This is a genomic window from Brevibacillus laterosporus LMG 15441, from assembly GCF_000219535.2.
Lineage (GTDB): Bacteria > Bacillota > Bacilli > Brevibacillales > Brevibacillaceae > Brevibacillus_B > Brevibacillus_B halotolerans.
Window position 1 is genome coordinate 3459781 of record NZ_CP007806.1, and the last position, 12653, is coordinate 3472433.

Here is a 12653-nt window from a genome sequence, read left to right on the forward strand (position 1 = left end):
TGAAAGATACTCTGCTTAGGCTTCTACCCTAATCACATCCTCCACAGGTATCCACCAGAAATCCTCATCATTCTTTAACTTGATCCGGTTAAACGTTGAATCAAATCTATCTACCCATCCCCAAGCGGAGTCTATCACGCCTCTACCCTCTTTTGTTTCTTTCCACCAGCTAATTGTTAAGGCATAGTCATATTGACGCGAGTCAGATATCCTGTAGCAAAACTCGGCCAGCTCATCCTCTTCAATGATCGGCTTCTCGATCAGCTTCTTATCCTCGTGATACTGACGTAACATTTCTACATGTTCCGGCAAGATGAATTTCGTTACAAGTGGATCATGGATTTTACTAGCCATCAAAACATCTCCCTAAATACGAATGTACGTTCTTATTTTATTAGATGATGAGGAGATTATGCAACGAACAATTTTTGACTATCTAAATTAAAAAAGAAGATATTTTTTAAAAAATATACAAAATGCACCATAATTAATTACAGATTTTTCAATTTATGTTTTGTTTTATGAAAATCAATCTCGTATAATGCAAATGTGCCGGCCGACATAGCTAGTATTCTTACAACATTTTTTATTCGTTATTCTTACATACACTCATAAAGGAGGTAAGTACTTTTCTCTTTCTCTACAGATAGAGTAAAAGTGTTAAACAAATGAACCTAAAGAAAATAGGATTATTCGCTATTGCGATGATTATGACCTTGTTTAGTTTTCAAACGTATTCGTTTGCAGCAGAAGAAATGGAATGGGTTAAAAAAGCACCAATGCCAAATGGAAAAGAAAGTCTTCGTAGTTTAGTCTATGAAGATAGGATATACGTATATGGTGGATATGGAAACGATATGGCAACTTCAGCACTCGAAATGTATGATCCGGAAATAGATCAGTGGAAACAATTAGCCAGTTCTTCTATTCCAAGATTCAAAACAGGACTTGTTCAAAGTCAAGGTAAATTTTATGCTATAGGAGGATATAATTATACATTCCCTGATAAAGTAACAAATAAAGTTGAAGAATACGATCCGAATTCAAATACTTGGGTTGCAAAACAAGATATGCCCACACCACGTTATGATGTTTATCCCATAACCTTAGGAGAACAAATTTACACTTTCGGTGGAGCTTCAAAAGATGGAAGATCGGACGCAGTAGAAGTATTTAATCCCCAAACAGATACTTGGATTACGAAAAATCCAATGCCTGTTAAAGCAGATAGAGCCATTCCTTTTCTTATCAATAACTCTATTTATGTACTTGCTGTTAATCATAATACAGAAGTCCCTACTTTTCTTTATAACTATAACCCTATAGAGGATACATGGACGTTTATAAAACAGGCCCCTGAATTATATGGAACCGTCTATGTACATGTTAATGATGAAAAAGTTTTTTACTTTGGGAGTAGTTTATCCTACTATGACTCACTTTCAAAAAAATTAGTACAGTATCCTGTTAAACCGCTAGGAAGAAGTAATTTTACATCTGAATTTGTGAATGATCATCTTTATGCTATAGGTGGTTATAAAGATTTAAATGACGTATTTGAATTAGCCATTTCAGATACATCTAAACCAGATCCAGATCCAGACCCTAATCTGAATCCTGATCCTAACCCAGAACCAAATCCAAATCCAACTGGAAACGCACTCTTAGTTATCTACATGGATAGTGGTTTAATCAAAGAATATGAAATGACAAATGAAGAAATCAGAAACTTTACCGAATGGTATGAAGGTAGAGCCAAAGGAAACGGTAGAGAAGCCTACATCGTTAATAAGAAATACAACATCGGACCTTTCAATTCTAGAAAAGACTTCATTAGCTACAGTCATATTGAAAGCTTTGAAGTCCAAGAATACAGTAGATAATAAGATACCCCCTCCTACATACGGAGGGGGTTTTCGTGTTTTTTTAAGGTGTTTGGTAAGTTGTTTAAATAGCAATAACCCTCTAGGGCTTCCTAGAGGGATTTTGTGCTTATAATGATTAAAGGCCCATTTCATCTATAAAATAGCACATTTAGGAACATGTCTTCTGTACATAATTTATATTTAGCTGTTTGAACCTCGATCGTCGAAGAAGAGAGTTGGTTGCAAAAAAACAAGAAAAAAGGTAAAATGGTTGCAAAGATGTTTGTCAAGAAAAATAAGAAATGAGGTTAATAAATGCAAATTATTCTTCTAAAGAATCCTATGGATGTACTTCAAGAAGAAATCCCCCGAGCAATCCGTTCAAAGTTTATACCTATAATAAATCGTGGTTACAATCTTGCGAATAATGTTATAAAAGAGATTCCCTTCTTGGATTGGGATTTAGGGTATCAACACACTGGATATTTAAAAAATATAGCTGTTCAGTATGCCTTTAAAAAAGAAACGGAGAATGGTAATTTACCTTTTGAAAGTAGCTTGGTGTTCAATTCAAACCGAAGCTCTAAACATTTAGAAATGAAAACTGGGAACTCTATTATTACAGTGAGTCAAGTTCAAAATCATAATGTAATTGCTAGACATGCATTCTTCAGAAAGAAACTGCAATTATCTAACCAACTTCGCTTTAATTTTGATACTATTAATGATAATTTTGTAACTGAACAACCATATTACATATTAATAACTCATGGATATGGACAAGAGGCACCGAATTTTATCAATGTAGGTATCCCAGATGGGCACTCTTGGATGACAAAGATCAATTTGCTAGCTGAACCTCATCTAGTAACAGCAAGAGATGACAACAAAGTAAAGGAAGAGGAAATTATGCCAGAGCAATTAGTTGGATTTAAAAAGTTTGTTAAAGAGGTGGTGGGAAGTGAAAAATAACAAGTCTCACTTCTCAACTTTCAACCCTCAAAAACTAACTGACGCGAGAGAAGCTAGAGGTCTTACACTGAAAGAGCTCTCTGAATTAGTTGGGGTCTCCCATCAAGCCATCTCTAAATTCGAAAAAGGGGCAACCACTCCTAGTTCTCAAACTCTAGAACGCATTTCTGATACTCTTACAATGCCTATTCATTATTTTTTTAGTAATAGTAAAGAGGCAACAGAAGATAGTGTAGTCTTCTTTAGAAGTAGAGCTGCGGCTACAGTTAAATCAAAAAAGATTCATTCTAAAAGAATTAACTGGGTTAAAATAATTCATAAATACCTAGATGATATATTAGAATTTCCAGAATTAGATATCCCTAAATACAATGTATCTGACGTTTATGAACCTATTGCATTTGAAGAGATAGACGAGATAGCTAATACAGTTAGAAAAAAATGGGGTTTAGGTGATGGTCCCATCAGTAACATTTTGTTATTGCTTGAAAAGAAGGGAGCTATAATTTCAAGAGCTACCTTTGCTGATTATAAAATTGATGCATGCTCTAGATGGGAAAACGATGAGAGGCCCTATATATTTTTAGGCAATGATAAAACTGCCCCACGTTCGCGATTTGACGTTGCTCATGAATTAGGTCATTTAATTTTGCATCCAAACTTGAAATTAAGTGAGTTTAACAACAAAGTAAATTACAAATTAATTGAAAAAGAAGCTGATCGTTTCGCTTCTGCATTTCTTTTACCAGCTTCAAGTTTTGGTAATGAAGTGATGTCTAGTTCACTTGATCATTTTGTCAGTTTAAAAAAACGTTGGAAAATTTCAATCCAAGCCATGGCATACCGAGCATATCAACTAAACATATTAAATGAATATCAATTTATTTATCTTAGAAAAAAATTAGCATCTAACAATCAGCTAAAAAATGAACCTCTTGATGATGTAATTCCTTTCGAAGAACCTTCTGCCTTAAAACAAGCCATTGAGCTTATACTTCAACATGGTATTAAGACAAAAGAAGAGTTAGTTTATGAAATTGGATTGTTTCGTAATGATATTGAGATCTTAGCTAACTTAGAGCCTGGATACCTACTGGATACAGCCAAACATTTAAATGTTATTTCCTTTAAATTGAAGAAAGATAAGCTCTAAACTAAGCCTCCTGTTTATTTACAGGAGGCTTAGTTTTATTTATTTTGTACAACTTGTCCACTAGCAACCCTCAACTCATCAGCCAATTGCCCAATGTTTATACTCTCATTTAATAACCTAACATTTCAAATTTACACATTAGTAAGATTAAGAACCATTAAACAATACCCATTTTATGGTACAATAAGCAATATTAACGCAAGGGGGGGTTATGATCTAAATGCGATCATACTTATCTGGAGCAGGATTATCTCTGTTCTTTGCTAATTTAATTTTCTTTATATTTTCTTTAAGTCATACAATTGATTTTTCTGATTTAAGAAAATCAGGTTTTGATGCTGTTATTTTATTTATTTCATTATTTAATTATATTTGTTGCATCTTTGGCTGGTTGTTACTTACTATTTTACGAAAAAGTAGAATTAAAAGCTGGCTCATTTGTACATTTTTCTTCATTGTATTAGGTAGTATTTTCGGAGCTGTACTCTATACGCTTTATCCTAAGGCATTCATTTTACCTTTCATTACTATATTCGGTTCAATTATGTTTTTCGTAGCGCAATTTCAAAACACTAAATTAATTTCGACTTTATTAAGTTTTAGTGGTCCGATTTTCACAATCTTATTGCTTATCATTGTATAGAGATAAGAATCAAAAGGCTCCCTTTCTATTGAAAAGGAGCCTTTTGATTCTTTATGTTTTTAGATAACTCTCTTTTTTTACTTGCCAATGCGAACTGCAAATGGACGACGACTTACACCCTTATCCATTGGAGGAAAGAGAGCCCTAGCTGTTTCATTTTTATGACCATACGTATAAATAACGTTTTTATTTCTTCCCAATGAACTTGAAGTATTGATATATACTTCATAATTTGGGAACCCGTCATGCAATCCTTCAATAAATCCAGTACCATCTGATTTAAAAGTTACTTTAAACTCGTAATCAATCGCCGGAGCTCCTTTAACCAAAGGATTTTTACTTGAGCAAACAACTTTAAATTTTACTTGATTTGAACCACTCCATTGTACATCAAGTAATTTAAGGTCACTCGTAGGTGCAGTTCCTGTTTCTCCTGTTGTCAAATTATGAGTTTCGCCAATATAAGGCTTATCTTCAATAGTCTTATTATCAAAATTAATTACAATTTTTTGTTTGGTACGATAACTTCCATAAAAATCAAAACCTCGATTATCACCTTTATACCAGTGACCCCAGACAGGTTCTTCTATTTTAGCTTCTGGAATAAATGTTTTAAAAGTAATTATAAAATTTCCCAAAAAAACACCTCAATTCTTATATTTGAACGGAAGGGTAAGATCAAGTGTTTCCCTTCAAAACATTCGATCTTTTACGTTTCATATAAGGTAAGGTATAAAAAAACAAAAATAGTCAACCTAATCTTTTTTTATTAGAATTAATATATTCAAATAAATCAGGAATGCTTTTCATATCATATCTGTATACTGCTTCTATTATATTTTTTGCGATTTCTTGTCTTAAATCTTCTTTTAAATGATTAGGTGCTTTTGCAATCTCTTTCCGAATTTTCGGCTCAAATTTTTCACAAATTTTAATCATTGCATCTGTATCATGTTGCTTTGCTTTTTTAATCAATTCAATTAAAGTCATGACATCTACCTTTCCACAAGTAACTTTTTCAACTTATTTAGTGCCCTAATCTTCGTCTTTGACACTGATTGCTTAGTTGTATTTGTCTTCTTTGAAATAAAAATAACATCGTACCCATCAATAACTAAATACTTTAATATCAATTTTTCTTTATCAGTTAATGTGGTTAACGCTATGTACAAACTTTCGTTTCCAATTACCTCTAAAAGGTCATTGTTTTCTGTAAAATAATCATCCTCATTAGAAATTGTTTCTTTTGCATCATTCTCAAAAATTATGGGGACTAGTTTTTCTTCTGCCTCACGATTTTTCTTAGAATAATTGATGGAAGAAAACTCTATTAAAGAAGCAAAATATTTTACCAACCTTATTTCACCAAAATATTCTATGAAACTTTCATTTAGTTTTTCACTTGCTCCAGTGTCTAAAGGGTTTGAAATCACTTTGTCATAAAGACTCTTATTCTCTTCTCTGCTCAAGAAGTTAGCGATTATTTTATTTTTCGCAGATTTTTTGTTAATTGTATCCATCATTATTTGACCACCAATCTACATTTGATACGAATGTACGTTCTGTTTTATAGCAAAAAATAAATTGTGCCAGTACGTAACTGGCACACTCTAACCCGTTCTTATTCATTCTTTCTTGCTTGCCCACTTGCAACTCTCAACTCATCCGACAATTGCCCGATCCTCACAGCCTTATCCTTCATTCCCATCTGATTGTAAAAAGCCCATTGTCCCTGTAAATGGCTAATAATTTCGTTCGCTACCTCTGGTTTCACTGTTGTTTCCTCCTTATCATATTTCGCTAGACCGTACTTTTCGATCAACCCAATTAGCTTACCTGGATAACCAGGATCAGTGGCATATCCGCCCTTGTGGATCGCGTGGCAAGCAGTCTTATAATCAGCACCTAGCACGCCATGATAGCGCGACGGCTTGTCTCTTGTACCGTTTAAGATTAGTTTGGAATGGTCTGCAATAGACTCTCCCCAATCGTTGTAAGCTCTGAAATTAGCCGTGATAGTTGTCCATTGACCGTTGTAATTCTCCTTTGTAGGCATAGCGCAAACACCTGCTGGGCCTGTTCCTTTGATACCAAAGAGGTTGTTTCCTCGTTTAGTTAGTCCACTTTCTCCCCAAGCTGATTCAAGGATAGCCTGAGCGATCGTAAGAGATGCAGGTATCTTGGTTTTCTTCATGTCCGCTACAGCGCTAGGTGCAATCTTACCTATAAAGTCTTGTGGTTTCATTGCTTGTTCCCCCCGTTGTCTGTTTTTGCATAGCTATAAGCTCCCGAAGCCGTTAATCCCCCCACAACTGCTGTTAGTAAATTGTTTCTTAATTCGCCGTTTGGAAGAGATACAAAAAGGGCCGAAAAAGCCATAGCGACTAATGGAGCGTATTTGTTAGGGACCCCAAACCCTTTAGCCACACCAGTAAGCGCCGCAACAATGGCAGCTAATGTAGCAATATCAGTGGTCATCTCCATCATTTCCCCTCCTTATGCTTTTGAGAACGTTCTGATTTTGCCTTCAGTTCCGAACCTATAATTTTCATAACAGATGTGGGTACAAACTGCCCCCAGCCCGCGCGCACCGTATTTGCTGTTACGCTTATCCATGTATGGTAGGACAAGCCGAATATGACTCCATAAAAAAGGAATCCGGGAGTCTTTAAGGCAGCGTCAAAAAAATTAGCAATGATAGGCAACAAGAAGATGAATAGCGTACGTGGTATTCCTTTCCTGATTCCATAATCAGACGAATAGGTTTTCTCTCTTTTCGATGCGCAAACACCTGTAAGCCAATCCGCTCCAATTATTAGACAGAAAAAAACCAATACTTCTCGACGCTCTGCACCGTATAAAATATCGATCCACGGGAGGGCCACGGCCCCTACAAGAGCAGCAATGCCGTTTCCTGGCTTGAATAAAGTTTGAATATCCGTTGTTAGCCGCATGTACCATGCCTCCTCACCCCTTGGGGTAAATAAAATAGGGGGCCGCAGCTCCCCATGAAAAAAAAGCGCCTCTTAAAATGAGAAGGCGCTACTTAGCTAAATCTTCATATCCCAGTACAGTAAGTTGTCGCTTAACTTCAGGTTGTATTTTAGTCGGTACTTGAGGATAAGTTTTGTCGCCGTCTAGTATCAAATAGACGTATATAGTCGCAATTGCCATGATGGATTCACCCCCTTTCGCTAGCACCAAAAGCCAAAAGAAAAACGCCTCTAAAGCTCTTTTAATCAGCTTCATTGGCGTTCAGTTGACTTTCAACTTTCTCTCTAATTTTTTGGGGAACCTGCTCCAAAGTTTTGTCTCCAGACTTAATCAGTGAGCAGTAGATCGGAACCATTGAATCCATTAGGCTTTACCTCCAGATTGTAATTCTAAAAATTTTTCGAATAACTCTGTTACAGTAATCATGATAGCTGTAATCCGCTTGTCCGCCTTCAAGGTGTGCTCGTACATTTCTGTGACAGTAAGCATTAAATCCCGCTTATCTTTTTTAAGCTGTTCAACCTTGTCTAGCAGTTCCTTTTTCTCTTGCTCCAATTTTTCTTTAGCAGCACGCATTTTCTCTAAATCCGTTGATTTTGCTATTTCCAATCTATATCACCTCAGCTCCCGCTTAGTCATAAGAAAAACCAAACGCATCAAATTCAATCGGGCCTAAACTGTCATTAGCAAAGACAGTGATCCTCACGTTTAAACCCCATTTGTCTGCTTGTTTTACGCGATTTTGTAGCTCAAGGTAATCTCTGTTTAGAAACGCTTGAGTCATGTCTTCCCATGTGGGGGAGTCGTCAAACGCGTTGTTACTTACCTCTACCAGCAGTCTCGCTGGATTAGCCCCATCGTCTGCTATCTTGTACACTGCATTCATGACTAGCCTATGAGCTTCTACTTTATCGAAGATAGGCTCTTTTAGTTGGAACTGAAGAACATTCCCTACTCGGATTGATTGTGTAGTAGACCAGTTGCCAAATGCTCCTGTTGTCCCGTCTATACCAGCCATGCTCCAATAATAGGTTTTATTCTTTAGTAGAGGTTCGCTGTCGCGCATATCGAACCGTATCTTTTTCCCTTTAACGATATCGTTACTTAATTTTAGTCTTCAAACACCTTCCACTCATGGCCATCATAGTAGCTCCAGTTTTTATAATTGAATTCGCTGTTGTAATAACGGATATCTTGAGTAAATTGCTCATCTGATGCAATCTTGATAACAAAGCTTTGTTTATCATTCTCAGGATCGCTACCAGCTATTGCCTCAAAGATCGGGTTGGCGCTCGTCCTATAGGTGGCAACGGGTAAAGTTAGTGTCGGAGCAGATGGTGGCGTATTCGTAATAAAATATTGCGCTGGTGTCGCTGTAAGAGGCTTTATGTGCTTCTCTGATTGCACCCTTACTGACCAATAATAGACTTCCCCTGCCTCTAAATCACCCAGAGGCACATCGTATTGGTTTTTTGACGTTATTACCAAGCCAGGGGTTTTTACTAGGGAATCATCGGATTTTTTTGTTATCCTTATCTCAAAAGAGTATTGATTAAAACCTTGAGGGTCATAGTAATCCCATTTTAGGGTAGGTGCTAAACTGGCGCCTCTTGGTTTGTCTCTACTACCTACAGGCGATATCGGGGTAGCTGTTGGAGCCTTATAAATTTTAAGGTACTGTCTATCACTTTCTAGGCTGAGATTGTCGTATTGATCCCATACTCTCACCACATAGTAGTACTCCGTATCAGGTTGTAGATATCCTTCTGGAATCGTAAACGTACTACTTCCGCTAATTATTTTACCCGTGGCGTAAATTGTGCCATCATTGATTTTTTTTCTAAACTCTAATTGATAGGCTTTTTGAGTGCTTCCCGCGTCAGGGCTACTATAGGACCATGCGAATGTAGGGTTTGAACCTACCATAGCTGGAGAGCTACTTGACCCTGATGGGCTAAGATTAGTTGGTTTATTGGGACCGATTATAGCCGGATCTAACAAAATGGCGACTATAGATGAATAATCTCCACCGTTATAAGAAATAGTAGGAGGCATTGCATCTTGTTTTTGTATATTGTCTAAAGTCAACATAGTTGGCCCAAAGGAACCACCTGCGTCCAGAGTTACCGTATAGCTTTCTGTCTTTTGATTAGGGGTATATCGATTTAATAACAAAATCCCCATACCGTTTGATTTGTTTGTAGGTAATGTCTGTTCAGGTGAACCTTTTAGATGGCCAAGACTGTCAAACGCTACTAATTTTGCATTTCTAAAAATAGCAGTAATTGCAAAGTCTAAATTTGTAGGGTGTTGTAGTGCATGAAAAGTAAGCGTTGTATTCATATCGGTCGTAGTCAAATAAATTACTGCTGAGACAGAATCAACGACGTTACCGCCTGTATTGTATGCACTTGATCTAAGTAATGAAATACCTCCCTGACTAGAAGTAATTTCAAACTTTTCACCACTATTTGAAGACCTAATGAACCCTACTATTAGGTCCCCTTTTTTGAGGGTTACAGTTTGAGTGCGCTGATCTTTATTAAAGCTCCACTTATACGGTATTGTAATCTTTGAGTCCATGATCTCCCTCCTTCTATCAAGGCAAATAGACCTTTTGATTAACCCCGTCAAAGGCCCCTTCTAATAAGTTGATATCGTCCAGATTTCGAAACGTCTCGATCACAATATTTGCATCGACGCCAGTTAAATTAGCGTTGTTTTTTGTTTCCTGCTCAATTGTCGCCGCGATAAAATTTAGTTGAAAACGCCTGATGGTATCGTAGGTCCCCATCAGCAGATTTACTTCCTCTACTATCCTGTTTAGTATGGCAGCGTTGATTGGGGTGCCGTGTTGAATGACTGGAGCAGCTAACTTTACTAAAAATTCGTCTGGCTTATCCGTAGCAATAAGCCTGTACCGGTATTCCTGCGTATTATCAGGGTTTTGCTCTAGGATTCGATCTTGGAATAATGCTATCGGGTTTGATCTACTCAATGCTTGCCCCCTCCTTCAAGCCAGCTTACGTCTATAGGGATAACGATCTGCATGTCTCTTTTGGGTTTTATAATTCGAACCTTACCAACTTTGTCACTCCAGAACACTTCGCCCAAATCGTTTTTTAAAATCCTGTTTGTAATAACACCGCTACTGTCGGCTCCTAAGGAAATAATGAATTTCACCAGTGTTCCTTCACGAGTTTTCGTTAACCCTGCTTGTACGGTTTTGTTATCAAGCTCTACTTCAGCAGAAACTACTTTGGTTAATAGATGCTCTGCTAAAACTTCAAGACAACTGTTTGTTAAGCTAATGACCATCCACCTCCCGCGACAAACGTCCCGCACTCCTGGTAAGTGGATACGTATACGGTTGTCTTTTCTTCCGTGAAAAATTGTACGGAGCTCGTAGTAGGAGCAATTCGATAAGAATGGGCTAAATGAGCAAGTTTATTTCTCCGGATGTATTCCTCAAGTAACAGTAAGTTCAATGTGAGCGATTTTGAAAATTCAAGATGATAAGTCACAGAATAATTTGCGTGATCAGGAATTATCTTCGCTATCCCATTTGATAAAAGCCCTAATGCTTTTTCAAAATCCTCGGTGTTAACCGGACCGTCTTCCTCTTGCGTCCGCGCGATTAAGCGAGCCCTACGAAATTCCACATCAAGAGATGGATCGGGAGCAAGTCCGCATTCGATTTCTCGATCAGACAAAGTAAAAACGGCTGTCGATACGGATGATTCTAACTCGACTTGATGGGCCAAGTCATAAACGTAATCAAAGGACTTGCCAAGTCCCCCAAAAAAGCGTTTGTTTCCATCAGCACTGGGATTCAACCATCCAGAAGGAAAGAAACTAAAGATAAAATCTTTAAATCCCATACGCTCACCTTATTTCACAATAATTTCCCCAACTACCGCCATTTCGTCTTCAGCCAGCGCCCTGTTTTCAAGAGGGTGCTCCATGACAAAATCAAGTAGGATAGGGTTTTGTTTTTGCGAGTCTTCTGGATCAAATGTCTGCTTCGCAATCGTGATGATGTCTAAAAAGCGAATGATTCGATCCCTATTGGATATTTTCTCGATATAGTGCCGCAAATTGTTAATGACGTGCGGAGCTCCTAATTCAAGATCATAGCCAAGAGTCCAAACGGTATTAGATATCGTAATATCGATTGTTATTGGTGTAGGGCTTATTACTAAAACGCCGCCATCCTTCATTCCTGCGGGCGCCTTTTTTTCAATGTATTGCTGGCACCGCTGGATAACCTCTTGATCCGGAATTCCGTTGACGCCTGCGACGCTGATATCAATGGTCCCATTGCCGCGATGCAACGGAATTACTCGTGCAGAAACAACACCTTGGACGCTCTCGGCCCAAAACTTATAATCGTCTTCAGCACCGCCGCGTCCTGGTCTACGTCTTCTTTCCAATATTCGTCCACGATAGATTTCCTCGTCTTCAAGGTCGGTTCCATAGCTAACTACCTTCGAGTCAGTTACATAATCAAAGCCCGCTTGGGCAATAAGGTTAATGGAATTAGGCGGCACATTCCCAATTTCTCCTTCTTCCTCACATTCAATCAGGACATTTTCAACTGAGCTTTGACCGGCAGTGATGTTTTTGTTTTGACCTTCTACCACTCGAAACATGATAGGTGGGTTGCTACCGTTTGGCGTTGTTGTTACTAAAAAGTGATCAGGTACAGGCGTGTCCTCATAGACAGGAGCGCTTTTCTGAATAGTGACGGAGTGGATAGCCTTCGAAGCTTGTTTTCGATCGACACCCGATTCATACCCTCTTTGGTCTAGGATCTCACCCTTTGCTCCCAGTGTGGTTATTTGTTCGTATACAGCTTGGATCACGATAATAATCGCAAACAGAGATTCACGTAGGGCAAGGATTAAGAACTTGGTAAACCATTGATTTGGTAAATCTGATAGTGCTTTTCCCTCGCCAACAAAAAACTCCACGAGCTTTTGCGTGAACTCATTTTTTGATGGAAACTTCAATCCGTATCACCTCT

General features: G+C 37.8%; 20 protein-coding genes. 4 read left to right on the forward strand and 16 right to left on the reverse strand.

Features of this window, described 5'->3' with window-relative positions; genetic code table 11:
• Positions 1-15 precede the first annotated feature (15 nt).
• The gene (locus BRLA_RS14920) at positions 16-354 is read right to left on the reverse strand and encodes a YolD-like family protein (RefSeq protein ID WP_003337163.1); all 339 of its coding nucleotides are present in this window, start codon (positions 352-354) and stop codon (positions 16-18) included.
• Positions 355-668: 314 nt separating this feature from the next.
• Here BRLA_RS14920 and BRLA_RS14925 point away from each other — a divergent pair, with 314 nt between their 5' ends.
• From BRLA_RS14925 to BRLA_RS14940, 4 genes are all read left to right on the forward strand, one after another.
• Entirely contained in the window at positions 669-1883 is a 1215-nt protein-coding gene (locus BRLA_RS14925; protein ID WP_003337162.1) for a Kelch repeat-containing protein, read from the forward strand.
• 297 nt (positions 1884-2180) lie between these two features.
• On the forward strand, positions 2181-2837 hold the full coding sequence (locus BRLA_RS14930) for a hypothetical protein (RefSeq protein WP_003337161.1): 657 nt from the start codon (positions 2181-2183) through the stop codon (positions 2835-2837).
• Positions 2827-3990, forward strand: a complete 1164-nt coding sequence (locus BRLA_RS14935; RefSeq protein WP_003337160.1) for a helix-turn-helix domain-containing protein — start codon at positions 2827-2829, stop codon at positions 3988-3990. The genes BRLA_RS14930 and BRLA_RS14935 overlap by 11 nt, the downstream gene beginning before the upstream one ends.
• A 220-nt stretch (positions 3991-4210) precedes the next feature.
• The gene (locus BRLA_RS14940) at positions 4211-4633 is read left to right on the forward strand and encodes a hypothetical protein (protein WP_003337159.1); all 423 of its coding nucleotides are present in this window, start codon (positions 4211-4213) and stop codon (positions 4631-4633) included.
• Positions 4634-4710: 77 nt separating this feature from the next.
• Here BRLA_RS14940 and BRLA_RS14945 read toward each other — a convergent pair whose 3' ends face one another.
• The 15 genes from BRLA_RS14945 to BRLA_RS15005 form a co-directional block, all read right to left on the reverse strand.
• On the reverse strand, positions 4711-5271 hold the full coding sequence (locus BRLA_RS14945; RefSeq protein WP_003337157.1) for a DUF3238 domain-containing protein: 561 nt from the start codon (positions 5269-5271) through the stop codon (positions 4711-4713).
• Between the two features lie 112 nt (positions 5272-5383).
• Positions 5384-5623, reverse strand: a complete 240-nt coding sequence (locus BRLA_RS14950) for a helix-turn-helix domain-containing protein (RefSeq protein ID WP_003337156.1) — start codon at positions 5621-5623, stop codon at positions 5384-5386.
• 5 nt (positions 5624-5628) lie between these two features.
• Complete coding sequence (locus BRLA_RS14955; protein WP_003337155.1) at positions 5629-6156, reverse strand: sigma-70 RNA polymerase sigma factor region 4 domain-containing protein; 528 nt, start codon at positions 6154-6156, stop codon at positions 5629-5631.
• Between the two features lie 98 nt (positions 6157-6254).
• Positions 6255-6878: a glycoside hydrolase family 73 protein gene (locus BRLA_RS14960; protein ID WP_003337154.1), complete on the reverse strand. Its 624-nt coding sequence runs from the start codon at positions 6876-6878 to the stop codon at positions 6255-6257.
• On the reverse strand, positions 6875-7120 hold the full coding sequence (locus BRLA_RS14965) for a hypothetical protein (protein WP_003337153.1): 246 nt from the start codon (positions 7118-7120) through the stop codon (positions 6875-6877). Before BRLA_RS14965 ends, BRLA_RS14960 begins: the two co-directional genes overlap by 4 nt.
• Positions 7117-7587 carry a phage holin family protein gene (locus BRLA_RS14970; RefSeq protein WP_003337152.1) on the reverse strand — a complete coding sequence of 157 codons (471 nt, stop codon included), beginning with the start codon at positions 7585-7587 and terminating at the stop codon, positions 7117-7119. Before BRLA_RS14970 ends, BRLA_RS14965 begins: the two co-directional genes overlap by 4 nt.
• An 88-nt stretch (positions 7588-7675) precedes the next feature.
• Positions 7676-7807: a hypothetical protein gene (locus tag BRLA_RS25005; RefSeq protein ID WP_272898021.1), complete on the reverse strand. Its 132-nt coding sequence runs from the start codon at positions 7805-7807 to the stop codon at positions 7676-7678.
• 61 nt (positions 7808-7868) lie between these two features.
• The gene (locus BRLA_RS25010; RefSeq protein ID WP_272898020.1) at positions 7869-7991 is read right to left on the reverse strand and encodes a CD1375 family protein; all 123 of its coding nucleotides are present in this window, start codon (positions 7989-7991) and stop codon (positions 7869-7871) included.
• The gene (locus BRLA_RS14975; protein WP_003337151.1) at positions 7991-8236 is read right to left on the reverse strand and encodes a hypothetical protein; all 246 of its coding nucleotides are present in this window, start codon (positions 8234-8236) and stop codon (positions 7991-7993) included. The genes BRLA_RS25010 and BRLA_RS14975 overlap by 1 nt, the downstream gene beginning before the upstream one ends.
• Positions 8237-8258: 22 nt before the next feature.
• On the reverse strand, positions 8259-8693 hold the full coding sequence (locus BRLA_RS22870) for a hypothetical protein (RefSeq protein WP_003337150.1): 435 nt from the start codon (positions 8691-8693) through the stop codon (positions 8259-8261).
• 44 nt (positions 8694-8737) lie between these two features.
• Positions 8738-10210: a glycoside hydrolase family 78 protein gene (locus BRLA_RS14985; RefSeq protein ID WP_003337149.1), complete on the reverse strand. Its 1473-nt coding sequence runs from the start codon at positions 10208-10210 to the stop codon at positions 8738-8740.
• Between the two features lie 16 nt (positions 10211-10226).
• Complete coding sequence (locus tag BRLA_RS14990; RefSeq protein WP_003337148.1) at positions 10227-10625, reverse strand: hypothetical protein; 399 nt, start codon at positions 10623-10625, stop codon at positions 10227-10229.
• A complete protein-coding gene (locus BRLA_RS14995; protein WP_003337147.1) occupies positions 10622-10945 on the reverse strand; it encodes a hypothetical protein in 324 nt (107 codons plus the stop codon). Before BRLA_RS14995 ends, BRLA_RS14990 begins: the two co-directional genes overlap by 4 nt.
• Positions 10930-11508 carry a putative phage tail protein gene (locus tag BRLA_RS15000; RefSeq protein ID WP_003337146.1) on the reverse strand — a complete coding sequence of 193 codons (579 nt, stop codon included), beginning with the start codon at positions 11506-11508 and terminating at the stop codon, positions 10930-10932. The genes BRLA_RS14995 and BRLA_RS15000 overlap by 16 nt, the downstream gene beginning before the upstream one ends.
• A gap of 9 nt (positions 11509-11517) precedes the next feature.
• Positions 11518-12639: a baseplate J/gp47 family protein gene (locus BRLA_RS15005; RefSeq protein WP_003337145.1), complete on the reverse strand. Its 1122-nt coding sequence runs from the start codon at positions 12637-12639 to the stop codon at positions 11518-11520.
• Between the last annotated feature and the right edge of the window lie 14 nt (positions 12640-12653).